Here is a 23,297-nt window from a genome sequence, read left to right on the forward strand (position 1 = left end):
TTTGGGGTGGAGACGGTGACGGGGGAGCTGCACACGCCGGTGCACCCGGTGCGGTTCGTGACCGCGGCGGCGCTGTTCGACGGCCACGACGCCGCCATCAACATCATGCGGCGCATCCTGCAGTCCCAGGGCGCCGAGGTGGTGCACCTCGGCCACGACCGCTCGGTCCGCGAGGTCGTCGACGCCGTCCTGGAGGAGGACGCGCAGGGCGTGGCGATCAGCTCCTACCAGGGCGGCCACGTCGAGTACTTCGAGTACCTGTCGCGCAGCCTCAAGGAGGCCGGCGCCGAGCACGTGAAGGTGTTCGGCGGGGGCGGCGGCGTGATCGTCCACGAGGAGATCGCGCGGCTGTCCGGGGCCGGCGTCCGAATCTTCTCGCCCGAGGACGGGCACCGGCTCGGCCTGCCCGGAATGATCAACGAGCTGGTGCGCGACTGCGACGCCGACCTCGCCGCCGAACCCGTCCCGGTGGAGGCGGTGCTGGCGGGGGAGCGGCGCGCCCTCGCCCGCGCCCTCACCTGCCTGCAGGCGGGCAGGCTCGCCGAGGGCGACCGCGCCGCGCTCGCCGAGGCGGCGGCAGGGCGGAACGTCCCCGTCCTGGGGATCACCGGGACCGGCGGCTCCGGGAAGTCGTCGCTCACCGACGAGCTGGTGCGGCGGCTCCGCGTCGACCAGCGGGACCGGCTCCGCGTCGCGGTTCTGGCCGTCGACCCCACCCGGCGGCGCGGCGGCGGCGCGCTGCTCGGCGACCGGATCAGGATGAACGCCCTCGACGGCGACCGCGTGTTCTTCCGCTCGCTGGCGACGCGGGGCGCGCGCGAGCTGCCCGGCGGCGTCGAGGAGATGATCACCGCGTGCAAGGCCGCCGGGTTCGACCTGGTCGTCCTGGAGACGCCCGGCATCGGGCAGGGCGACGCCGCGATCGTGCCGCTGGTCGACGTCTCGCTGTACGTGATGACGCCCGAGTTCGGCGCGGCGTCCCAGCTGGAGAAGATCGACATGCTCGACTTCGCGGACGTGGTGGCGATCAACAAGTTCGAGCGGCGCGGCGGCGCGGACGCGCTGCGGGACGTGTCCCGGCAGCTCGTCCGCAACCGTGAGGCGTTCGGGCGGCGGCCCGAGGACATGCCCGTGTTCGGCACCAGCGCGGCCACGTTCGACGACGACGGCGTCACCGCCCTCTACCAGCACCTTGGCGGGCTCCTCGGGGAGCACGGGCTGGAGCTGGAGGACGGCGCCCTACCCGAGATCTCCACGAAGGTCTCCACGGGCGCCGCGGCGGTCATCCCGACCGGCCGCGTGCGGTACCTGTCCGACATCGCCGAGACGGTGCGCGGCTACCACGCCCGCACCGCCGAGCAGGTGGCGGCCGTCCGGCGCGTGCAAAGGCTGGACGAGGTGCGCGCCGAGCTGGCGGACGCGTCCGAGGTCGAAGGGCTCCTGGAGAAGGCGCGCCGCGACGTGGCCCCGGAGAACGCCGAGCTGATCGAGGGCTGGCCGGCGCTCGTGGAGTCGTACTCGGGCGACGAGCAGGTCGTCCGCGTCCGCGACCGGGAGCTCCGCACCCGGCTGACGCGCGAGTCCCTGTCGGGCAACCGGATCCCGCGCGTGGCGCTGCCGCGCTTCACCGACCACGGCGAGCTGCTGAGGTTCCTGAGGAACGAGAACCTGCCGGGGCGTTTCCCGTTCACCGGCGGCGTGTTCCCGTTCAAGCGCGACAACGAGGACCCCGCGCGCATGTTCGCGGGGGAGGGCGACCCGTTCCGGACCAACCGGCGCTTCAAGCTGCTGTCGGAGGGCCAGCCCGCGACCCGCCTGTCGACGGCGTTCGATTCGGTCACCCTGTACGGGCGCGACCCGGACGAGCGCCCCGACGTCTACGGCAAGGTCGGCACCTCCGGCGTGTCGATCGCCACGCTGGACGACATGAAGGCGCTGTACGACGGGTTCGACCTGTCGTCGCCGACGACGTCGGTGTCGATGACGATCAACGGCCCCGCGCCCACGATCCTGGCGTTCTTCCTCAACACCGCCATCGACCAAGGGCTCGACGCCTTCTACGAGGAGCACGGGCGCGAGCCGTCCAAGGACGAGGCCGCCGAGATCCGCGCGCGTGTGCTGTCCACCGTGCGCGGCACCGTGCAGGCCGACATCCTCAAGGAGGACCAGGGGCAGAACACCTGCATCTTCTCCACCGAGTTCTCCCTGCGGATGATGGGCGACATCCAGGAATGGTTCATCGCCAACGGGGTCCGCAACTTCTACTCGGTGTCCATCTCCGGCTACCACATCGCCGAGGCCGGGGCGAACCCCATCAGCCAGCTCGCGTTCACGCTCGCCAACGGGTTCACCTACGTCGAGTCGTACCTGGCGCGCGGCATGGACGTCGACGACTTCGCGCCCAACCTGTCGTTCTTCTTCTCCAACGGCATGGACCCCGAGTACAGCGTCCTCGGACGCGTCGCCCGCCGCATCTGGGCCGTGGCCATGCGCGACCGGTACGGCGCCAACGAGCGCAGCCAGAAGCTCAAATACCACGTGCAGACGTCCGGCCGTTCCCTGCACGCGCAGGAGATGGACTTCAACGACATCCGCACGACGCTTCAGGCCCTCATCGCCATCTACGACAACTGCAACAGCCTCCACACCAACGCCTACGACGAGGCCGTCACCACGCCGACGGCGGAGTCGGTGCGGCGGGCGCTGGCGATCCAGCTCATCATCAACCGCGAGTGGGGCCTGGCGATGAACGAGAACCCGCTGCAGGGGTCGTTCGTCATCGACGACCTCACCGACCTGGTCGAAGAGGCGGTCCTGGCGGAGTTCGACCGCATCAGCGAGCGCGGCGGCGTCCTCGGCGCGATGGAGACCGGCTACCAGCGGGGCCGCATCCAGGACGAGTCGATGCTCTACGAGCAGCGCAAGCACGACGGCTCGCTGCCGATCGTCGGCGTCAACACGTTCCGCGCCCCGGGGGCCGACGACGGGACGCCGGAGACGATCGAGCTGGCCCGCGCGACCGAGGAGGAGAAGCGGTCCCAGCTCGACCGGGTCCACGCCTACCAGGACGCGCACCGCGACGAGGCGCGGGAGGCGCTGTCCGCGCTCCAGGACGCGGCGCGGTCGGGGGAGAACGTGTTCGCGGTGCTGATGGACGCGGCCCGCGTGTGCAGCCTGGAGCAGGTCACCGACGCGTTCTTCGAGGTCGGCGGGCAGTACCGCCGCAACGTCTGACGCCCGATGAGCCCTCTCGACGACACCGGCGCCCCGGTCCCCGTCCCGGACCGGGTGCGCCGCGTCGTGTCGATCGTCCCGTCCCTGACCGAGAGCGTCGCCGTCACCGCGCCGGGCCTGCTGGCGGGGGCCACGGACTGGTGCACCCACCCGGCGGGTCTGGACGTGCCGCGCGTCAGGGGGACCAAGAACCCCGACCTGGAGCGGATCGCGGAGCTGCGGCCCGACGTCGTCCTCGGCAACACCGAGGAGAACCGCCCCGCCGACGTCGGCGCGATGCGCGCCGCGGGGATCCCGGTGTGGATGACGGAGATCCGCACCGTGGACGAGGCCCTCTCGTCCCTGCGGCGCATGCTCACCGAGGCATGCCGGGTCCCGGTGCCGGGCTGGCTGGACGAGGCGTCCCGCGTCTGGGCGGGCGTCGCGCCGGGCGCCCCCCGCGCGGCCGTCATCCCGGTCTGGCGGCGGCCGTGGATGGTCGTCGGCCGCGACACCTTCACCGGCGACGTCCTGTCCCGCCTGGGCGTGTCCAACCTCTACGGCGGCCACCCCGAGCGCTACCCGAAGGTCCCCCTCGACGAGCTGAACGCGGCCGGCGCCGACCTGGTCGTCCTGCCGGACGAGCCCTACCGGTTCACCGAGGAGGACGGCCCCGAGTCGTTCCCCGGCATCGACGCCGCGCTCGTCGACGGCCGGTACCTCACCTGGTACGGCCCGTCCCTCGCGGCCGCCCCGGGCGAGCTGGCGCGGGCGCTCGCCGCCGCCCGGACCTACTGATCTCCGCCCTGGCCGCCGCCGGCGGGCCCGCGCGCGAACATCGCCTCCACGCAGGCCGCCATGCGCTCGTCCAGCTCCTCCGGCGGCAGCTCGATCTCCCGCGCCAGGTGCTCGCGCAGCAGCGTGTACCCGTAGATCGTCGACGCGATCGCCGCCTGGACGGCCGCCACGTCCGGCACCGGCAGCTCGCCCCGCCCGGCTTCCGCGGCGAGGTCCTCCCGGCCCGCGCCCCGGTTGAGCAGGACCCGGGGCCGGTCGTCGCCGTCCAGCACCAGCAGCGACGCCAGGACGACCGGCTCCGGGTTGCGCAGGCTCGTCCAGAACAGCCGCGACAGCCGCCTGCGCAGCGGGAGCCCCGCCGCGTCCACCGCGTCCTCGGCGTTCGGCCGGGACCGGTGGAACAGCGCCGAGCGCAGCAGCGCCCGCCGCGACCCGAAGTACTGGTAGACCAGCCCGCGGTTGACCCCGGCCGCGTCGGCGACCTCCCGCAGGTTCAGCCCGGCGAGGACGCCGCCGCGCCGCAGCAGCGCGATCGCCGCCGCGCGCAGCGACTCCTCGGTCGCCTCCCGGTCGCGCGCCGGGCCGTCCCTGCGCGCCGTCCGCGGTGACGTCACGCCCGCGGGCCGCCGGCGACGTAGATGACCTGCCCGGACACGAACGAGGCGTCGTCGCCGACGAGGAACGCGACCGTCCCGGCGATGTCCTCCGGGGTGCCGACGCGCCGGACGGGGATCTCCTTGGCGGCGGCGGCCTTGAAGTCCTCGAACTCCACGCCCACGCGGGCGGCGGTCGCGGCCGTCATCTCCGTCGCGATGAACCCGGGCGCGATCGCGTTGGCGGTCACGCCGAACCTGCCCAGCTCGATCGCCAGGGTCTTGGTGAAGCCCTGGAGGCCCGCCTTGGCCGCCGAGTAGTTGACCTGCCCGCGGTTGCCGAGCGCCGACACCGACGACAGGTTGACGATGCGTCCCCACCCGGCCTTCGTCATGTGCTCCTGGGCGGCGCGGCTCATCAGGAACGAGCCGCGCAGGTGCACCGACATGACCGTGTCCCAGTCGTCGTCGGACATCTTGAACAGCAGGTTGTCCCGGGTGACCCCGGCGTTGTTCACCAGCACGACCGGCGGGCCCAGCTCTGCCGCCACGCGCGCGACGGCGGCCGGGACCTGCCCGGAGTCGGAGACGTCCACGCCGACGGCGAGGGCCTCCCCGCCGTTCTCGCGGATCTCCGCCACGGTGCCGGCGCAGGCGGCCTCGTCGAGGTCGCAGACCGCGACGGCGAAGCCCTCCCGGGCGAGCCGGACGGCGGTGGCGGCGCCGATGCCGCGCGCCGCGCCCGTGACGATGGCGACGCGAGAGTCCGTCATCTCCCTGCCCCTCTCAGACCTGGATGTCCTTGGCGATGATGGTCTTGAGCACCTCGCTGGTGCCGCCGTAGATGCGGGCGACCCGGGCGTCGGCGTACAGCCGCGCGATCGGGTACTCCAGGATGTAGCCGTAGCCGCCGTGCAGCTGGAGGCACTTGTCGACGACGCGGCCCTGCACCTCGGTGCAGAACAGCTTGCACACGGCGGCGTCGGCGGGGGTGAGCTCCCCGGCGTCGAGGGCCTCGATGCAGCGGTCGACCAGCGAGCGGGCCGCCTCGACCTCGGTGGCGCACTCGGCGAGGACGAACTTGGTGTTCTGGAACGACGACACGGTCTTGCCGAAGACCGTCCGGTCCTGGACGTACCTGCGCGCGAACTCCACGGCCGCGGCGGCGGACGCGTAGGAGCTGGTCGCGATGCCGAGCCGCTCCTCGGCGAGGTTGTGCGTCAGGTACTCGAACCCGCGGCCCTCCTCGCCGAGCAGGTCCTCGGCCGGGACGCGGACGTCGGTGAACGACAGCTCGGCGGTGTCGGAGCTGCGCAGCCCGATCTTCTCCAGCTTGCGGCCGACCGCGTAGCCCGCGCTGCTCGTGTCCACCGCCAGGATCGACAGGCCGGCCCGGCGGTTCTCCGGCGTGGCCGGCGACGTGCGCGCCACGACCAGGACCCGGTCGGCGAGGACCCCGCCGGTGATGAACGTCTTGGCGCCGTTCAGGACGTAGTGGTCGCCGTCGAGCCGGGCGGTGGTCTGCATGCCGGCGAGGTCGGAGCCGGTGCCGGGCTCGGTCATCGCGATGGCCGTCATCATCTCGCCGGAGACGAACGGCGGCAGCCAGCGCTTCTTCTGCTCCTCCGACCCGTACTTCAGCAGGTAGGGCAGGACGAGGTTGACGTGCACGCCGTAGCCGCCGAAGCTCACCCCGGCCCGGGCGCACTCCTCGGAGACCACTGCCTGGTACTTGAAGCTGGTCTCGCCCGCGCCGCCGTACTCCTCGGGCACCTGGACGCCGAACACGCCGAGCTCGCCGAGCTTGTTGTAGAAGCCGCGCGGCGGATGGCCGGCGTCCTCCCACTCGCCGTAGACGGGCGCGACCTCCGCCTCGATGAAGGCCCGGATCATCTCCCGGAAGGCCTCATGGTCCTCGTTGAACACGGTGCGCCGCACGCTCTGGCCCCTTTCGCCGCACAACTAGCAGAACGCTAACTTAACTCGAATCGATTTCTAGAATCAAATACGAGCAGGGCGTTCCGCGGCCGCGCGGCGGCCGGACCGGGCGGCCGGGGTCAGCAGTCGGGCTCGCAGACCCGCTGGGACAGCGCCTTGAGGAAGAAGGACTGGACCTGCCCCGGCGTCTGCGCCACGTACGCGTCGCCCTTCGTCGCCCGCGCGATCCGCCGCAGCTCGTCGGCGTCCACGCCTTCGCCGATGCCGAACATGTTGATCTGGACGGGGCGTTCGGGGTCGTACGCGCGGCGTATGCGGTCCAGCGTCTCCGCCAGCGAGGGGCCTTCCCGGTCCTCGTTCTTCCCGTCCGTCCACAGCAGGACCGAGTTCACGTACTCCGGCTTGTAGGTCCGCTTCATGTGGTCGAACGCGGCGATGGCGGTCTCGTACAGGCCGGTGCCGCCGTGCTCCTTGACCCTGGTCCGGGCGAACGCGCTCAGCACGAGCTGGCGCCGGGTGGCCGAGCCGAGCCGCTCGGCCAGCGGCCCCACGCTCACGAGCTCCCGCCAGTCCCGCTCTCCCTCCAGCTCCGTGGAGAACACCCACTGGCCGAGTTCGCTGTCGTCCGGCAGCAGGGACAGACCGTTCTGCGCCGTGCGGATCGTGGACTGCAGGCGGGTGATACCGGGCCCGATCCTCCGGTCCATGGACCCGGAGATGTCGATGATGCTCAGCATCCGGATGCTCAGCGAGAGCTGCGCCCACTGCTGCATGGTGCGCCCGACCTCCGCCGCGGACGCCGGGGGCAGCGCCTTCGGCGCGGTCCTGCTCAGCCCGGTCCGCCCGGAGAACGCCGCCGGCGCGGCGCCGTCGGGCGTGCGGAAGCCCAGCCCGTGCACGTCGTCGCGGGTGGCGTCGCCGGCCAGCTCCCTGCGCAGCAGCCGCGCCGCGTCCAGCTCGGCCGGGTCCCCGGACAGGACGGTGACCGGGTGGTCGAGGAAGATCGTGCCCTCGGCCGGGTAGACGGCGACGGCGTTCTCCGGGGAGCGTTTCGCGTTGTGGGCGAACACCGCCTGCTCCGGCGCCAGCGCGACCGGGTGGCGTTCTCCCGCGTCCTGGCCGAACTCGGCGAACCCCGCCTTGACGGACACCGCGACCCCCTCCCGGATCGTCCGCACCACGCCGGTGAACAACGCCTGGCCCTGCGGGTCCTCGGACAGCAGCGCGCTGGCCAGCATCAGCGTGGCCATGCCGGTCGCGGTGCCGTCGGGGTCGGGGACCCGCAGCCGGAACAGCCGCGGCGGGATCGCGCTCTCCGCGGGCGCGCCATCGGCCCCCTGCTCGGCGTTCGCCGCCGTCCCGGCCGCGGCCAGGAGCTCCTTCCAGGACGGCTGCGCGGGCGCGCCGAGGTCGCGCAGCCGTGCGGCGAGCCCGCTCGGCATCGCGGGCACGACCGGGGTCGAGGCCATCCCGCCGAGGCCGGTGAGGCCCGCGGCAGCCCCGGCCCGCCCGGATCCCTCGACGAGCCTGGTCCACAGGGACGAGTCGGGGATCCAGACGTCCGGCCGCTCGGTGACGCCGGCGACGCCCTTGCCCGACAGCAGCGTCGCGACCGCGGCCGGCTCGGCGGACCGCACGCGGGCCTGGGCGCACCTGCCGGCGACGCGGTTGCGGTCGTCGTTGAAGCGTTCCGCGGCCCGGGTCACCGCGGGGGCGATGTCCGGCGCCGCGGCCACGCTGATCGTGAGCGCGTCCTCGCCGGAGCAGTCGTCGCCCGCCCAGGTGATCGCGTACGCGCCGGCGCCCGTCAGCAGGACCAGCGCGACCGCGCCGGCCAGCGGGCCGAGCAGGACGCCGCCGATCCGCCTCGGCGGCCGGGGCCCTCGGCGGCCCGGCCCGGCGGCGGCGTGCGCCGGGCCGGTGGGACGGGACGGGCGGCCGACGGCCGCGCCGGGGGCCGGGGGACCGCCCGGCGGCCCGGACGCGGAGGAGGGCACATGGCCCGGGTAGGAGGCGCCGAGGAAGGTGTAGGGGACGTCGGGGTCGCCGGTCTCCGGCGGGGTCCGGGGTGCCCACTCGGGCACGTCGTCGTGTCCGCTCATCGCCGATCTCCGTTTCCCGGGCGGGGGCGCCGGGGCGTGGCGCGCCGCTTGGTGACAGCCGCCCTGTGAGACACATAGAGGAAGTGTTTCAGCAGGATCACGTGTGATGTTCGTCTCATCGGCGTCTTCCGTCAAGTGTTCCGGCGGCTCAGGTCCGGACGCGGGCCCGGCCGCGGCGGGGCCACCCTCCGGGCGCGGGGCCGGTGTCATCGCCGAGGAGGAGTAGGCGGCGCCGCTCAGGAGTACGCAGGGCGCCCGGGAATGGATCGGACCCCGTCCAGGTCGTTCTGACGGACCGTGCGCGGCCGGAAACGCCGTGCTCTACACGGATTCGGGGGAGAAAGGTTCGGTCCGGTCGGGTTTCGGGTCGTGGCCGGAGCAGGCCACCGCCGGGGGTTGCTTTCCCGCGCGGATGTGCTTCGGGGCGGAGCCGGCCGTCAAGGGCGGTTCATCGGCGCCCCGGGGGAGTTCCAGGAGAAGACCCCGGACATGAAAAGCGGCGCCGGGTGGATACGGGGGCAATCCACCCGGCGCCGCATCATCGGTGTTCCGACGGGGGCCCGGAACACCGGCACGGGCGCTCCGACGGGGGACCAGAGCGCCGGTACAAATCGTACACCGAAACCCCCCGCGGTTAGTCAAGAGAATGTCACGACCCGATTTCCGGTCGCTGTCCGGAAACCGGCTTGTGTTCCCGGTCGCCGGGATCGTCCCTCCGGTCGCCGAAGGACGCGGGGGCGGTCGGCTCCCGTCCGCCGTTCGCGAAGACCACCGCGACGTACGGCAGGATGAGCGCCCCGGCCACGAGGACGATCGCCAGCCACGCCGGAGCCCCGGCCACGGCGGCGAGTATGGCGCCCACGAAGCACACCGTCCGGACCCCCATGGACACCAGGTAGCGCCGCTGGCGGTGGCCGATGTCCTCGGACATCGGGCGGGGAGCGTCGGTGACCGTGTAGACCTCCGGCTCCCGATCGTGATTGGGCTTCACGATTCCAAGGTAAGCCCATGGGGTCCGGCTGGCGACAGCAGTACGGGTCAAGACATCGGAGGAAACGAGATGACCGATCGCACGTACCGGGTGACGGAGATCGTGGGGACCTCGCCGGAGTCGCTGGAGACGGCGATCCGCAACGGCGTCAGGCGCGCCTCGCAGACCCTGCGCCACCTGGACTGGTTCGAGGTGACCGAGGTCCGCGGCCAGATAGAGGACGGCGAGGTCGCCCACATGCAGGTCACCATGAAGGTCGGCTTCCGGCTGGAGGACGCCTGAGCCCGGCGGGCCCGCCCCCGAGAGGGCGGGCCCCAGGCACGGCCACGGACGACGCCGAGCGAAGCTCGTCCTCGGGACGGTGGCCTCAGGACGCCTGCGACACCGTCGACATGTTGAAGTCGGCGACGCGCAGCGGCGGCATGGCGGCGCGGGTGAAGTAGTCGGACCACTCGCGCGGCAGCGTCGGGCCGGTCTCGCCGACCTCGGTGAGGCGTGACAGCAGGTCGACGGGGCTCTCGTTGAACCTGAAGTTGTTCACCGCGCCGACGACCTCGCCGTCCTCGACGAGGTAGACGCCGTCGCGGGTGAGGCCCGTCAGCAGGAGGCTCTGCGAGTCGACCTCGCGGATGTACCACAGGCACGTCAGCAGCAGCCCGCGCTCGGTGCGGGCGACCATCTCCTCCAGCGTCGCGCCGCCGCCCGGCCCGGTCATCGCCAGGTTGTCGACCGGCGGGGTGAGCGGCAGCCCCGTGCGCTCGGCGGAGTGCCGCGTCTGGATGAGGGAGGCGAGGTCGCCGCCGCTGATCCAGTCGGTGGCGCCCAGCGCGAGGCCGTTGTCGAACACCGACGACTCGCGGCTGGAGGCGTGCGCGACGACGAACGGGGCGCACTCCATGCCCGCGGCGGCGGGGTCGCTGGACAGCGTGACGGGCAGGTTCGCGAGCCGCTCGCCGACGCGGGTGCCGCCGCCGGGGGCGCTGAACACCGTCCGGCCGTCCTGCGCGTCCTGGGAGCCCGCCGACCAGTACAGGTAGATCATCAGGTCGGCGACGGCGGACGGCGGCAGGATCGTCTCGTACCGCCCGGCGGGCAGGTCCACGCGCCGCTCGCCCCACTCCAGCCGCCTGGCCAGGTCGCCGGTCAGCGCGGGGACGTCGACGTCGGTGAAGTCGCGGGTGCCGACGCCCGCCCACGCCGAGCCGCCGGCGCCCTTGGCGTTGAGCTCCAGCAGCCCGGTCGGCTGGTCGTGGCGCAGCCGCAGCCCCGCGGAGCTGCCCAGGAACGTCGAGGTGAGCATGTGGTTGGCGAACCCGTACAGGCGGCGGTCGCCGGCCTGCGCGGCGGCGAACGCCTCGCCCAGCGCCGGTGCGAACCCCTCGAACACGCCGATCCCCGTCTCGGCCGGGTCGTCGTCCCAGTCCGCCGAGGGCGGCCCCCCGGTGATCAGGGGCGCGGCGTCCTCGGCGGCCTCGGCGCCGGCGGCGTCGGCCTCGGCGGCGCGCACCAGGTCCTCGATGCCGTCCGCGGTGACGGCCGACCGCGACACCACCCCGGTGGCGACGCCGCCGGGGGTGTCGCGCAGCGCGATGACGGTGAGGCGGCTGGAGCGGGTCACGCCGTTGGTGGTGAGCGTGTTGCCCGCCCACCGCAGGTTCGCGGTGCTCGCCTCGTCGGCGATGACGATGCAGTCGTCCGAGCGCGACAGCGACAGCGCCCGCTCGACGGCCTCCTGCGGCCCGGTGGTCGTCACTGTCCGGCCTCCTTCAGGGCGTTGAGGATGTTGACGCCGCGGAACAGCGCCGACGGGCAGCCGTGGCTGACCGGTGCGACCTGCCCCGGCTGGCCCTTGCCGCAGTTGAACGCGCCGCCGAGCACGTACGTCTGCGGCCCGCCGACCGCCTCCATGGAGTTCCAGAAGTCGGTGGTGGTGGCCTGGTAGGCGACGTCGCGCAGCTGCCCGGCGAGGCGGCCGTTCTCGATCCGGAAGAACCGCTGCCCGGTGAACTGGAAGTTGTAGCGCTGCATGTCGATCGACCAGCTCTTGTCGCCGACGATGTAGATGCCGCGCTCGACGCCGGAGATCAGCTCGTCGGTGGACGGGCCGCCCTCGGCGGGCCGGAGCGAGACGTTCGCCATCCTCTGGAGCGGCATGCTGGACGGCGCGTCGGCGAACGCGCAGCCGTTGGAGCGCTCGGCGCCGGTGAGGCGGGCGATGCGGCGGTCGGTCTGGTAGCCGGTGAACAGCCCGCCGGTGACGATGTCGAACGACTGCGTCCGCACGCCCTCGTCGTCGTAGCCGATCGTGGCCAGTCCGTGCTCGGCGGTGCGGTCCCCGGTGATGTTCATGACCGTCGAGCCGTACCGCAGGTTCCCGAGCTTGTCCGGGGTCGCGAACGAGGTGCCTGCGTAGGCGGCCTCGTAGCCGAGCGCCCGGTCCAGCTCGGTGGCGTGCCCGATCGACTCGTGGATCGTCAGCCAGAGGTTGGACGGGTCGACGACGACGTCGTACACGCCCGCCTCGACCGACGGCGCGGCGAGCTTCTCGGCGAGCAGTTCGGGGATGCGGGCGAGTTCGCCGTCCCAGTCCCAGTGCTCGCCCGACAGCCACTCCCACCCGTACCCGGCGGGCGGCGCGAGCGTGCGCATCGTGTCGAAGAGGCCGCCGGAGAGGCCCACCGCGTTCACGACCGGATGCAGCCGGACGCGCTGCTGGGTGGTGACGGTCCCGGCGAGGTCGGCGAAGAACTTGTTCTCCTTGACCTGCAGCAGCGTCGCGTCCACGTGGTCGACGCGGTCGTCGCCGAGGAGCCGGCGGCTCCAGCCCGACAGCAGCGCCACCTTGTCCGCGGTCGGCACGTCGAACGGGTCGGTCTCGTACGCCGAGACCCACGTGCGCTCGCCGTGCACGGGTTCGGGGGCCAGCTCGATGGGCTCGCGGTTGACGGCCCTGGCGACCGCGGCGACGTCGACGGCCCGGGCCGCGATGCGGGCGGCCCCCTCGGGCGTCAGGTCGATGCCGGCGGCGAAGCCCCAGGTGCCGTCCTTGACGACGCGGACCGACAGGCCGACGTCGTCGGCGTCCAGCGCGGTCTCCAGCGCGGCGTCGTGCAGGCGGAGGGTCTGGCTGCGGATGCGCTCCAGGCGGAAGTCGGCGTGCTCGGCGCCCAGCTCCCGGGCCCGGGACAGCGCCGCGTCGGCCAGCGTGCGAAGCGGCAGCGCGGTGAAGGCGGGATCGATTTCATGCACGCTTGGGAACCTACCCGCCGCGCCCGGGAGGGGACCCGAACAAACACGGGTGAGCGGATCTTGTCGGTTCGGCACATCCGCACGGTGCCGGAAGGCCGCTAGTGTCGTGCGCTGTCATCACCGAACAGCCAACGAGAGGGTCGCGATGAGTCGCTCTGTCCTCGTCACCGGGGGGAGCCGGGGCATCGGCCTGGCGATCGCCCGAGAGCTCGCCGCCGCGGGCGACGCGGTCGCCGTCACCTACCGGTCCGGCGAGCCGCCCGAGGGACTGTTCGGCGTGCGCTGCGACGTGACGAGCGCCGAGGACGTCGACGCCGCCTTCGCCAAGGTCGAGGCCGAGCAGGGACCGGTCGAGGTGGTGGTCGCCAACGCCGGGATGAACAAGGACACCCTGCTGGCGATCATGAGCGAGGAGTCGTTCACCTCCGTGCTCGACACCAACCTGACCGGCGCGTTCCGCGTCGCCAAGCGCGGTGTGAAGGCCATGATGCGCAAGCGCAAGGGCCGCATCGTGCTGATCTCCTCGGTCGTCGGCCTGATGGGCTCGCCCGGGCAGGCCAACTACGCCGCCTCCAAGGCGGGCATGGTCGGGTTCGCGCGGTCCCTGGCCCGGGAGCTGGGCTCGCGGGGCATCACGGTGAACGTGGTCTCGCCCGGGTTCGTCGACACCGACATGACGCAGGCGCTCACCGAGGACCAGCAGAAGGGCATCCTGTCCGCGATCCCGCTGGGGCGGATGGCGGAGCCGGACGAGGTCGCCAAGGCCGTGCGGTTCGTGGCGAGCGAGGACGCCGCCTACATCACCGGGGCCGTGATCCCGGTCGACGGCGGCCTGGGAATGGGGCACTGACGGGCATGGGGATCCTCGAAGGCAAGCGCATCCTGGTCACCGGCGTCCTGACCGACGCCTCGATCGGCTTCCACGTCGCGCGGGTCGCGCAGGAGGAGGGCGCCGAGGTGGTGCTGACCGCCTACCCGCGCCCGACGCTCACCGCCAGGACCGCCAAGCGGCTCCCGTCCGGCCCCGACTCCCCGCCTCCGGTGATCGAGCTGGACGTGATGAACACCGAGCAGCTCGACGCCCTCGCCGGGAACCTGCGCGACAGCGGGTTCGACCGCCTGGACGGCGTCGTCCACGCGATCGGCTTCGCGCCGCAGACCGCCCTCGGCGGCAACTTCCTGGAGACGCCCTGGGAGGACGTGGCGACCGCCGTGCACGCCTCGACGTACTCGCTGAAGGCGCTGACGATGGCGTGCCTGCCGCTGATGGAGGACGGCGGCTCGGTCGTCGGCCTGGACTTCGACGCGACCAAGGCGTGGCCCGTGTACGACTGGATGGGCGTGGCCAAGGCCGGCCTGGAGTCGTGCTCCCGCTACCTGGCCAAGTACCTGGGCCCGCGCGGCATCCGGGTGAACCTGGTCGCCGCCGGCCCGCTGGCCACGATGGCGGCCAAGAGCATCCCCGGCTTCGAGGGCATGACCGACATGTGGCCGAAGGCGGCACCCCTCGGCTGGGACATCAAGGACAGCGACCCCACCGCCCGCGCCTGCGCCGCCCTCCTCTCCGACTGGTTCCCGGCCACCACCGGCGAGATAGTCCACGTGGACGGCGGCCTCCACGCCATCGGCGGCGTCGATTGAACGGCCACCGCCTTGTCGGCCACCGCCTTCAGGTGGTGATCAAGTACGCCGGTGCCGCAGGCCGCGGGACAGGACGCTGAGGTTGAGGGCGCCGACGGCGCCCGCGGCGCCTGCCGCGGCGGCGACCAGGAGCATGCGGCCGTCGTCCCGCTGCGAGGCGGCGACGGGGGAGACGAGGCGCGTCCGCGGTCCGGCGACGGTGCGGGCCTGGGGGTCCTGGTAGGCGTTCGGGTCCGCCGCGATCTCGGGGGTCGGCAGGACGCCGGGCAGGCCGGGCGTGGTGGCCGGCGCGTTCTCCGAGTACGGTTGCGGGACCCGCGAGCCGGTCATGGTGGCCGGCGGGGCGGGCGCGCCGCCGCCGCTCGGGGCGGAGGCCGGCGTGCGCGGCCGCCTTGCCGGGGCCTTGGACGTCCTCTTCCCCGTGTTCTTGCTCGCGGTGGTCTTCTTGGTGGTCTTGGACTGGGTCGGCTTCGGGGTGGGCGTCGGCGTCTTCGGTGTGAGCGCCTCGCGCATGTTCCCGAGGTTGCACTTCCAGTTCTCGATCGTGGTCTCCGGGTCGACGCCCTTCTTGCAGACCTCGGCCGCCGCGGCCTGGGACGCCGGGGCGGCCAGCAGAAGGACGAGCGCACCCGCCGAGACCGCCGCGGAAGCCGTACCGACCCGCCTGACCCGATGAGGCATGTGGCCCCTCCCACCCCGTGATAAGCGTCTGCTGACTCTGCTGACATCGTGTCCCATACGGGCCTGCCGGTAAACCGCGACACGGGGGTTTCTTTACCTCGCCGTGGACTCAGTGGGCCACCAGTTTCGCGAGCCTGGTCCGCCGCCCGGCCGTGCCGTTCTCGCGGACCGTCCTGGCCAGTGCCGGGCCGGCCGCCTGGACGACCGACAGGTGCCGGAGGGCCAGCCCGAACGCGGTGGCCACCAGCGGCCGCGACAGGCCCTCCGGCGACATGACCGCGACCACGGCGGGCCTGCGGGTGCCGCGGGCCTGCGCGACCGTCACGGCCCAGCCGTGCCGCAGCCGGGACGTCTCCGCCGGGGCGACGACCGCCCGGCCGCCGGGGAACTCGACGTCCAGCCCGTGCGGGCCGCCGCCGGTCACCACACCGGTCTCGCCGGGCGCGGCCTGGGGGAGCGGCGCGGCGGCGACCACCCGGTCGCCGGGGTCCATCCCGCCGAACCTGCCGGGCCCGGGGTTCAGCCGCTCCTTGAGCGCCGCGTTGAGCGCCCGCGTGCCCGCCTCGCCGCCCGCGGCCGGGGCGACGACCTGGACGTCCTCGGCCGCGATCCCGAGCGCGCGGGGGATCGAGTCGGTGACGAGCTGGACGGCCCGGTGCACCGCCTCCCCGGGACCGGCGGCGGGCACGATCACGACCTCGCGGTCCGGGGCGTCCACGGCGGCCAGGTCGCCGCCGCGGACCGCCTCGGCGAGCGCGCCGAGGGGGCCGGACGGCGGCGCGGCGTCCAGGGTGACGACGGGGACCGTCTCGGACGCCTCCAGGTCGTCCAGCGGGCGGCCCGGCCCGGCGGGCGGCGGGGCGTCCGGCTCGGCGCACAGCACGAGATGCGCGCCGTCGGGGCACGCCTCGGCCAGGACCGCGCACAGCTCGACGTCGAGCACCGAGGCGTCCGCCACGATGACCAGGTCGAGGTCGAGGGGGTGGTGCTCGCCGCGGCCGTAGACGACGGCTCCCGGCGCGGAGGGCGGTTCGTCCCGCGGCTCCAGCAGCCGGTGCAGGCCGGCGACCGCGACGTCCGCGGCGCCCTCGGGAAGCGCGGCGGCCAGATCGGCGGCGGCGCGGTCGGTGGGCGCGGCCACGGCCGTCCGCACGCCCCGGCCCGCCGCCGCGGCGGCGATGCCGGTGACGGCGCGGGCGAGGTCGTCCGGCGTGCCGCGCAGGATGCTCACCCCGGTGCGCAGCGCGGCGGTGAGCGCGAGGGAGCGGTCCTCGGGCAGGCCGTCGCGCAGTTCCCCGACGGCCGCGTCCTCCAGCAGCGGCGCGGCGGTGAGCGTCAGCCGCTGGAAGCCCTCGGCCGCCGCCTCCTCCGCGAGCGCCCACCGCGCCGGGCCGAGCGTCTCCTCGGGTTCGGGCGGCTCGGCATCCTCGTCGAGGAACTCCTCGCCGAACTCGGGCTCCTCGGTGAGCGCGACGACCTCGGCCTCGTCCAGCGCGGCCTCCACGGCGCCCTGCGGGTCGGGGACCTGCGCGCGCTCCAGCTCGGCGACGACGTCGGCGGCGGGCGTGACCGTGTGGCCGCCGCGCGCGGCCTCGGTCAGCAGGTGCAGGACGAGCGCGCGGCCCCGCCGGGGGTCGTCGGGGCGGGCGTCCGGCCCGAGGAGGGCGCGGGCGAAATGGTCGGCCTGCCCGAGCCGGACGCCCGGGACGCGCAGCAGCCGCCACGGATCGGCGCGCAGCCCGGCGGCGGCGTCCGGGCCGAGCCGCGCGGCGGCAGCGGCGGCGAGCGCCGCGGGGACGCCCGTCGCGGAGAACAGCTCGGTGAGTGCCCGCAGGCCCTCCCGCGCGGACGGCGGCGGTTCCGGCGGCGCGGCGGGAGCGGAAGGAGCGGCCGGTGCGGGCTCGCGGGGCTCCCCGGCGCGGCGGCCGTCGAGGGCCTCGGCGGCGGCCTCGGCGGCGCGCATCGCCTCCGCGGCGCGGGCCGCCCGCTCGGCGGGGGTGGGTTCAGGGGTGTCGGTCACGGGCTTCCCGTCGCGGCTGATCGGGGTCGGCGGTGGTTCGTCCCGAGCGTGTCACGGGCCGGACGCGGTGTCGGAGACGTCGTCCAGCGCGCCGCGGATCTCGTTCGGCAGCGTCAGGTCCTCGCTGTCCAGGATGGCGCCGAGCTGCGCGGCGGTCCGGGCGCCCACGACCGGCGCGGCGACGCCCGCCCGGTCGCGGACCCAGGCGAGCGCGACGGCGAGGGGGGAGCGGCCGAGGCCCTCGGCGGCGGTCACCACCGACTCCACGATGCGGGCGCACTCCTCGTCGAGGTAGGGCTGGACGAACTCGGAGAAGTGCGGCGCGGCGGCGCGCGAGCCCGCGGGGATGCCGGTGCGGTACTTGCCGGTGAGCACCCCGCGGCCGAGCGGCGAGCACGGCAGCAGCCCCGCCCCCGCGTCGAGCGCGGCGGGCGCGACCTCGCGCTCGATGTCGCGGCGCAGCAGCGAGTACTCCAGCTGCGCGGACACGATCGGGGCGCGGCCCGGCCACGCCCGCTGCCAGGCGGCGGCCTTGGACACCTGCCAGCCCGCGTAGTTGGACACCCCGACGTAGCGGGCCCGGCCGGACGCGACCGCCTCGTCCAGCGCCGACAGCGTCTCCTCCAGCGGCGTGGCCGGGTCGTAGACGTGCAGCTGCCAGAGGTCGACGTGCTCCAGGTCCATCCGGTCCAGGGAGGCGTCCAGCGCGCGGAGCAGGTGGCGGCGGGAGCCGTCGTAGCGGCCGTTCGGCCGGATCGCCGCCTTCGTCGCGATGACGAGGCCGTCCCGGTCGACCGCCTCGCGGAGCAGGTGGCCGAGGATCCGCTCGCTGTCGCCGTCGTTGTAGACGTCGGCGGTGTCCACCAGCGTGCCCCCGGCCTCGACGAACGCGGCGAGCTGCGCGGCGGCCTCGTCCGGGTCGGTGTCCTGCCCCCAGGTCATGGTGCCGAGGCCCAGCCGGGACACCAGCAGCCCGCTCCGCCCGAGGTGACGCTCCTTCATAGGCGGTCAATGTAGCGGTCCGCGGCGGGCGCGCGAGAAGCGGGCGATCACGCCGCGCGGATTCGCGCCCGGCGCAAAGATCCTGGTGACATCTATTGCCGGGACCTCCGCACGGCTAAAGTCTGCGCCCATGGCGCCACCCCCGTTCTCGATGTACTCACCGAAGACGCCGGACGGCGACGGGCCGCACGTGGCGCCGGTGTTCGGCGCAGGTCCCGGCGACGACCCCGGTTACCTCGCCTCCCTGGGCCGCGGCACCGAGCTCGGCCGCATGCGGGTGATGATGGTCTTCCTGCTTGCCGCGCCCGTCCTGATCCTGGGGATCACGCCGCTGATCGTGCAGGGCGGCGAGAACGCCCCGCTCTGGTCCTACCTTCCGCTGGTGCCCGCGGCACTGGGCGCGCTGGCGGTCGGCCCGCGCACCCCGCGTGCGATGGCCCCGGGCGCCGACCCGGAGACGGCCGCGCGGACCGCGCTGATGATGTTCCGGCAGGCGGTGCTGCTGCGGTTCGCGCTGGCCGAGGGCGTGATCCTGATGGGGCTGCCGCTGGCGATGGCCGGGCGGAGCGAGCTGGTCTTCGTCGCCGGGTTCGCCGCCGGCTACCCGCTGCTGGTCTGGCTCGCGCTGCCGACCCGCGGCGGCGTGGAGCGCCTGCGGCGCCGCCTGGAGTCGCGGGGCGCCGAGTCGCACCTGTGGGCGGTCCTGCTGGCCGCCCCTCCCTCCGCCGGCGACGCGTCCGCCGACGACGCGCCGCCGGGCGGCGGCACGCCCGGCTAGAGCCAGCCGCTCTTGCGGAGCCTGCGGAACAGCAGCGTGCACACGACCGCCATCACGGCGAGGGCCAGCGGGTATCCGAAGGTCCAGTGCAGCTCGGGCATGTGGTCGAAGTTCATGCCGTAGATCCCGGCCATCGCCGTCGGCACCGCGATGATCGCGGCCCACGCGGAGATCTTGCGCATGTCCTCGTTCTGCCGTTTGCCGAGCAGCGCCAGGTGCGCGGTGAGGACGCTGTTGAGCAGCTCGTTGTGCGCGTCGACCTGCCCGTCCACGCGCAGCAGGTGGTCCTGCACGTCGCGGAAGTACTCGCGGGTGGAGCCGCACTCGGGGACGCGGCCCCTCACGATCTCCTGCATCACGGGGACGAGCGGGTCCTCGGCGCTCCGGAACTCCAGGACCTCCCGCTTGAGGGAGTAGATGTCGGCGGTGACGTCCCGCGCGCCCGTGTCGAACACGGCGCGTTCGAGCCCGATGATGTCGACCTCGACCTCGTGGACGACGAGGCCGTACTGGTCGACGACCTCGTCGCACACCGCGTACAGCACGGCGGTGGCGCCGTGCTTGAGCAGCTAGGGCGCGTCCTCCAGCCGCTGGCGGACGGGGCCGAGCGGGTTCCCGCCGCCGTGCCGGACGGTGACGACGAAGTCGCGGCCGAGGAACAGCATGATCTCGCCGACCTCGATGTCGGACGTCGTGTCGATGTAGGTGATCGTCTTCAGCACGATGAACAGCGTGTCGTCGTAGCGCTCCAGCTTGGGCCGCTGGTGGGCGGCGACGGCGTCCTCGGCGGCGAGCGGGTGCAGCCCCAGCTCCTCCTTGACGAGCTCGAACTCCTCCTCGTCGGGTTCGAACAGGCCGATCCACAGGAAGCACTCGCCGTTCTCCCGCGCGAGATCGAAGGCGTCGCTGATGTCGCCGTCGATGTCGTGGCGCTTCCCGCCCGCGTAGATGGCCTTGTCCACGATCACACGAGGCATTCTTCCGCATCGCGGCCGTGGTCGCCGCCGGTTGGGTGCCGGTCATCTCCTAGAGTGGCCGCTGTGACCACCCTTCTCCTGGTACGGCATGGCCTGACCGCGATGACCGGCCCCGTGCTGGCCGGCTGGACGCCCGGGGTCCGCCTCGACGAGCGCGGCCGCGCGCAGGTCGCCCGGCTCGCCGGCCGCCTGGCGCCGCTCCCGCTCGCCGCGATCGTGACCAGCCCCCTGGAGCGCTGCGCCGAGACCGCCGAGGCCGTCGCCGCCGGGCGCGGCGGCCCGGCCGGGAAGATCGAGACGGACGAGCGGTTCGGCGAGGTCCGCTACGGCGACTGGACGGGCCGCCCTCTCAAGGAACTCGCCGAGGAACCCCTCTGGCGGGTCGTGCAGGCCCATCCGAGCGCCGCGCGGTTCCCCGGCGAGGAGGGGGAGTCCCTCGCGGGCGCGCAGCACCGCGCCGTCACCGCCGTCCGCGACTGGAACGAGCGGATCGCCGCCGAGCACGGCCCGGACGCCCTCTACGCGGTGTGCAGCCACGGCGACATCATCAAGTCGGTCGTCGCCGACGCACTCGGCCTCCACCTGGACCAGTTCCAGCGGATCCAGGCCGACCCCGCGTCGCTGACCGTCATCCGGTACACCGAAACGCGCCCGTTCGTCGCCCGCGTCAACGACACCGGCGGCGATGTGGCCGGTCTCGTTCCCGAGCCGCCGGAGGAAGGTTCCGGGAAAGACGGACTCGGCCCGGGTGACGCGCCCGTGGGCGGCGGCGCGTAGGGTCGGTGTCATGCCCGTCATCTCCTACGACCCGCCGGAGCGTTTCGTCGCGGGCGCCGTCGGGCGGCCGGGCGACCGCGCCTTCTATCTGCAGGCGCGGTCCGGGCGCCGCGTCACCAGCGTCGGCCTGGAGAAGTTCCAGGTGACGCTGCTGGCCGAGCGGCTGGAGGAGCTCCTGGACGAGGTCCTGCGGCGCAGCGGCGGGGAGGCGCCGGTGCCCGCCGCGACCCCGTCGGAGCTCGCGGACGACGGCCCCCTCGACCAGCCGGTGGAGGAGGAGTTCAAGGTCGGCACGATGGCGCTGGCGTGGGACCCCGACGACGAGCAGGTCGTCATCGAGGCGCAGGAGGTCACCGAGTCCGAGGAGGACGCCGAGGTCGGCGAGGAGGATCCGGCCATCGCGGTGCTGCGGGTGCGGATCAGCGCCGCGCAGGCCCGCGCGTTCGCCGAGCGGGCCCTGAAGGTCGTGGCCGCCGGGCGCCCGCCCTGCCCGCTGTGCGGCCTGCCGCTCGACACCGAGGGGCACGTGTGCCCGCGCCAGAACGGATACCTCGGCTGACATGGCGCCCTCGACACCGTTCCCCCGGGCCGTCCGCGCGGACGGGTCCCGCCGGTCCCGGCGGGACGAGGAGGGCCCGCCGTGCCGGATCATGGACGGACCCGACGGGAGAATGAGCGCATGACGCAGTCCTCCCGGGACCGGGTGCCCGCGGACGGCGCGGGGCGGGGCGGGCCCGGACGCCGGGTCTCCCCCCGCGACGTGGACGCCGCCGAGGGGCTGCTGGCGGCCGGGCGGCTCGCCGTGGAGGGCCGGCTCGTCCAGGCGTCCAACGCCACGCTCTACTGCTCCGTCGACCTCGACGGGCTCACCGGCGCCTGCGTCTACAAGCCCGTCGCCGGGGAACGGCCGCTGTGGGACTTCCCGGACGGCACCCTCGCCGAGCGCGAGGTCGCCGCCTACGAGGTGTCCAAGGCCATGGGCTGGGGGACCGTCCCGCCGACCGTCCACCGCGACGGCCCGTACGGGCCCGGCATGGTGCAGCTGTGGGTCGAGCCCGACCCCGACATCGACCTGGTGGCCCTGTCCCGCTCCGACGACGAGGCGATCCGCCGCATGGCGGTGTTCGACGCGGTCGTCAACAACGCCGACCGCAAGATCGGGCACCTGCTGCCGCCCGGCGACGGCCACGTCTACGGCTGCGACCACGGCGTGTGCTTCTCCGCCGACTACAAGCTCCGCACCGTCCTGTGGCAGTGGCGCGGCAAGCCGCTGACCTCCGAGGCCCTGGAGGCCCTGGCCCGTGTGGACGAGGGCATCCGCGACGGCGCCCTCGGCGCCCGCCTGGCCGAGCTCCTCACCGCCGACGAGGTCGACGCCACCCGCCGCCGGGTGGAGCTGATGCTGAAGCACCGGATCCACCCCTACCCGCCGGAGGACTGGCCCGCCATCCCGTGGCCGCCCCTGTGACCCTGTGATCCCGTGAGCGGGGTCAGTGGTCGCGCAGGAGCGAGCCGGCGCCTTCGACGCGGTCCTCGATGCCGTTGTCGCGGAGCGCCATCCATCAGGTCGCGGCGTTGATGGCGATGACGGGCAGGCCCAGCCACCGCTCGGCCTCGTCGGCGAGCCCGACCATCGACAGGTTCGTGCCGCACTGGACGAGCGCGTCCACCTCGCCCGAGGCGAGCTCCCGCAGCGCGGAGCGCAGTTCGTCCTCGGTGACGTGGGCGATCGACACCGCCGTCGGGCATTTCAGGCCGACGATCCGGTCGACGGTGAAGCCGAGGTCGGTGACGACCATGCCGGGGGACAAGTGCGCGACCTTCACCGGTCCGCCCTCGACCTCCTTGGCCAGCCCGGTGGTGAGGTAGTCGGTGCCGCGCTTGGTCGCCCCGTATCCGATCAGCCCGGGGACGGTGCGGCCGTCGCCGAGGCCGGCCATGTTCCAGACCGTCCCGCCGCCCTGCCGGGTCATGCCCGCCACCGCGACGGCGCTGCCGTGCAGCACGCCGAGGAGGTTGACGGCGACGGCCTTGTCGACCCTCTCGCGGGACCGGCCGCAGATCGCGACCCGCGCGTCCCTGGCGAGGAGCTTCCGTGCCAGGCCGAGGCCGATGCCCCGGGTCCCGCCGGTGATGACGACCGTGGTCATGCGGCCTCCCAGGTCAGGACGCCGTGCAGGACGCACGCCAGCACGTTGCCCTCGAACAGCTCGTACACGACGGCGAGGGTCTCGCCGGCCTTCATCCCCGGCTCGGCGTCGATCATGAACTCGCGCCCCTTGGCCTTCCACACGTCGCCGAAGTGCAGGCTGAGGTAGTTGGCCCGCCCGAAGGCGATCGCGTTGCCCCAGGCGTCCGGCCCCTCGTAGAAGTGCCGGAACCCGTCCCGCCTGGCCTCGACCGTGTACATGCGGTCGAGGGCGCCGGACCAGGTGACGTGCTGGCGGGTGCGCAGCAGGTCGACCGGCTCCAGCTCGACCGACACGGTCACCTGCCGATGAGCTTCTGGTCGGCGCCCCACAGCCCGCCCGCGAGGA

General features: G+C 73.7%; 21 protein-coding genes and 1 pseudogene. 9 read left to right on the forward strand and 13 right to left on the reverse strand.

Annotated features, from left to right (window positions below; genetic code table 11):
- Positions 1 to 15 precede the first annotated feature (15 nt).
- Together icmF and E1281_RS07805 are read left to right on the forward strand one after the other, a co-directional pair.
- The gene (gene icmF, locus E1281_RS07800; RefSeq protein ID WP_131876495.1) at positions 16 to 3,234 is read left to right on the forward strand and encodes a fused isobutyryl-CoA mutase/GTPase IcmF; all 3,219 of its coding nucleotides are present in this window, start codon (positions 16 to 18) and stop codon (positions 3,232 to 3,234) included.
- 6 nt (positions 3,235 to 3,240) lie between these two features.
- Positions 3,241 to 4,011, forward strand: a complete 771-nt coding sequence (locus tag E1281_RS07805) for a helical backbone metal receptor (protein WP_131876474.1) — start codon at positions 3,241 to 3,243, stop codon at positions 4,009 to 4,011.
- Here E1281_RS07805 and E1281_RS07810 read toward each other — a convergent pair.
- The 5 genes from E1281_RS07810 to E1281_RS07830 all read right to left on the reverse strand — a co-directional run bounded on the left by E1281_RS07810 (position 4,005) and on the right by E1281_RS07830 (position 9,635).
- On the reverse strand, positions 4,005 to 4,625 hold the full coding sequence (locus tag E1281_RS07810; RefSeq protein ID WP_131876475.1) for a TetR/AcrR family transcriptional regulator: 621 nt from the start codon (positions 4,623 to 4,625) through the stop codon (positions 4,005 to 4,007). The two genes, E1281_RS07805 and E1281_RS07810, sit on opposite strands and share 7 nt — an antisense overlap.
- On the reverse strand, positions 4,622 to 5,377 hold the full coding sequence (gene fabG, locus E1281_RS07815; RefSeq protein ID WP_131876476.1) for a 3-oxoacyl-ACP reductase FabG: 756 nt from the start codon (positions 5,375 to 5,377) through the stop codon (positions 4,622 to 4,624). The genes E1281_RS07810 and fabG overlap by 4 nt, the downstream gene beginning before the upstream one ends.
- Positions 5,378 to 5,390: 13 nt before the next feature.
- Complete coding sequence (locus E1281_RS07820; RefSeq protein WP_131876477.1) at positions 5,391 to 6,542, reverse strand: acyl-CoA dehydrogenase family protein; 1,152 nt, start codon at positions 6,540 to 6,542, stop codon at positions 5,391 to 5,393.
- A gap of 119 nt (positions 6,543 to 6,661) precedes the next feature.
- Positions 6,662 to 8,644, reverse strand: a complete 1,983-nt coding sequence (locus E1281_RS07825; RefSeq protein WP_131876478.1) for a substrate-binding domain-containing protein — start codon at positions 8,642 to 8,644, stop codon at positions 6,662 to 6,664.
- A gap of 649 nt (positions 8,645 to 9,293) precedes the next feature.
- Positions 9,294 to 9,635 (reverse strand): DUF3099 domain-containing protein, encoded by a 342-nt coding sequence (locus tag E1281_RS07830; protein ID WP_243716692.1) that lies wholly within the window; start codon positions 9,633 to 9,635, stop codon positions 9,294 to 9,296.
- A gap of 69 nt (positions 9,636 to 9,704) precedes the next feature.
- On the opposite strand from E1281_RS07830, the gene E1281_RS07835 reads away from it, so the two are divergent.
- A complete protein-coding gene (locus E1281_RS07835) occupies positions 9,705 to 9,917 on the forward strand; it encodes a dodecin (protein WP_131876479.1) in 213 nt (70 codons plus the stop codon).
- A gap of 85 nt (positions 9,918 to 10,002) precedes the next feature.
- Here the strand turns inward: E1281_RS07835 and E1281_RS07840 are convergent, their stop codons facing one another.
- On the reverse strand, positions 10,003 to 11,388 hold the full coding sequence (locus tag E1281_RS07840; protein WP_131876480.1) for a metallopeptidase TldD-related protein: 1,386 nt from the start codon (positions 11,386 to 11,388) through the stop codon (positions 10,003 to 10,005).
- A complete protein-coding gene (locus E1281_RS07845) occupies positions 11,385 to 12,884 on the reverse strand; it encodes a TldD/PmbA family protein (RefSeq protein WP_131876481.1) in 1,500 nt (499 codons plus the stop codon). Before E1281_RS07845 ends, E1281_RS07840 begins: the two co-directional genes overlap by 4 nt.
- Before the next feature lie 145 nt (positions 12,885 to 13,029).
- Here E1281_RS07845 and E1281_RS07850 point away from each other — a divergent pair, with 145 nt between their 5' ends.
- Together E1281_RS07850 and fabI are read left to right on the forward strand one after the other, a co-directional pair.
- Entirely contained in the window at positions 13,030 to 13,734 is a 705-nt protein-coding gene (locus E1281_RS07850; protein ID WP_131876482.1) for a beta-ketoacyl-ACP reductase, read from the forward strand.
- Between the two features lie 5 nt (positions 13,735 to 13,739).
- Entirely contained in the window at positions 13,740 to 14,525 is a 786-nt protein-coding gene (gene fabI / locus E1281_RS07855) for an enoyl-ACP reductase FabI (protein WP_131876483.1), read from the forward strand.
- 39 nt (positions 14,526 to 14,564) lie between these two features.
- Here fabI and E1281_RS07860 read toward each other — a convergent pair whose 3' ends face one another.
- The 3 genes from E1281_RS07860 to E1281_RS07870 all read right to left on the reverse strand — a co-directional run bounded on the left by E1281_RS07860 (position 14,565) and on the right by E1281_RS07870 (position 18,228).
- The gene (locus E1281_RS07860) at positions 14,565 to 15,206 is read right to left on the reverse strand and encodes a hypothetical protein (RefSeq protein WP_131876484.1); all 642 of its coding nucleotides are present in this window, start codon (positions 15,204 to 15,206) and stop codon (positions 14,565 to 14,567) included.
- Between the two features lie 109 nt (positions 15,207 to 15,315).
- Positions 15,316 to 17,226: a helix-hairpin-helix domain-containing protein gene (locus E1281_RS07865; RefSeq protein ID WP_243716693.1), complete on the reverse strand. Its 1,911-nt coding sequence runs from the start codon at positions 17,224 to 17,226 to the stop codon at positions 15,316 to 15,318.
- Between the two features lie 51 nt (positions 17,227 to 17,277).
- The gene (locus E1281_RS07870; RefSeq protein ID WP_131876486.1) at positions 17,278 to 18,228 is read right to left on the reverse strand and encodes an aldo/keto reductase; all 951 of its coding nucleotides are present in this window, start codon (positions 18,226 to 18,228) and stop codon (positions 17,278 to 17,280) included.
- Between the two features lie 130 nt (positions 18,229 to 18,358).
- Between E1281_RS07870 and E1281_RS07875 the strand changes: the two genes are divergently transcribed.
- Complete coding sequence (locus E1281_RS07875) at positions 18,359 to 19,006, forward strand: hypothetical protein (RefSeq protein ID WP_207943167.1); 648 nt, start codon at positions 18,359 to 18,361, stop codon at positions 19,004 to 19,006.
- Here the strand turns inward: E1281_RS07875 and corA are convergent.
- Positions 19,003 to 19,983, reverse strand: a pseudogene (corA, locus tag E1281_RS07880) (magnesium/cobalt transporter CorA). The gene E1281_RS07875 and the pseudogene corA overlap by 4 nt on opposite strands.
- A gap of 63 nt (positions 19,984 to 20,046) precedes the next feature.
- On the opposite strand from corA, the gene E1281_RS07885 reads away from it, so the two are divergent.
- The 3 genes from E1281_RS07885 (at position 20,047) to E1281_RS07895 (ending at position 22,228) form a co-directional block, all read left to right on the forward strand.
- On the forward strand, positions 20,047 to 20,760 hold the full coding sequence (locus E1281_RS07885) for a histidine phosphatase family protein (RefSeq protein ID WP_131876487.1): 714 nt from the start codon (positions 20,047 to 20,049) through the stop codon (positions 20,758 to 20,760).
- A gap of 10 nt (positions 20,761 to 20,770) precedes the next feature.
- Positions 20,771 to 21,319 carry a DUF3090 domain-containing protein gene (locus E1281_RS07890; protein WP_131876488.1) on the forward strand — a complete coding sequence of 183 codons (549 nt, stop codon included), beginning with the start codon at positions 20,771 to 20,773 and terminating at the stop codon, positions 21,317 to 21,319.
- 120 nt (positions 21,320 to 21,439) lie between these two features.
- A complete protein-coding gene (locus E1281_RS07895; RefSeq protein ID WP_131876489.1) occupies positions 21,440 to 22,228 on the forward strand; it encodes an SCO1664 family protein in 789 nt (262 codons plus the stop codon).
- 94 nt (positions 22,229 to 22,322) lie between these two features.
- On the opposite strand, the gene E1281_RS07900 is transcribed toward E1281_RS07895, so the two are convergent.
- Both E1281_RS07900 and E1281_RS07905 read right to left on the reverse strand, forming a co-directional pair.
- Positions 22,323 to 22,910 (reverse strand): SDR family NAD(P)-dependent oxidoreductase, encoded by a 588-nt coding sequence (locus E1281_RS07900; protein WP_207943168.1) that lies wholly within the window; start codon positions 22,908 to 22,910, stop codon positions 22,323 to 22,325.
- Positions 22,907 to 23,251 carry a hypothetical protein gene (locus tag E1281_RS07905; protein ID WP_131876490.1) on the reverse strand — a complete coding sequence of 115 codons (345 nt, stop codon included), beginning with the start codon at positions 23,249 to 23,251 and terminating at the stop codon, positions 22,907 to 22,909. Before E1281_RS07905 ends, E1281_RS07900 begins: the two co-directional genes overlap by 4 nt.
- Between the last annotated feature and the right edge of the window lie 46 nt (positions 23,252 to 23,297).

It is taken from the genome of Actinomadura sp. KC345 (genome assembly GCF_004348515.1).
Taxonomy (GTDB): domain Bacteria; phylum Actinomycetota; class Actinomycetes; order Streptosporangiales; family Streptosporangiaceae; genus Spirillospora.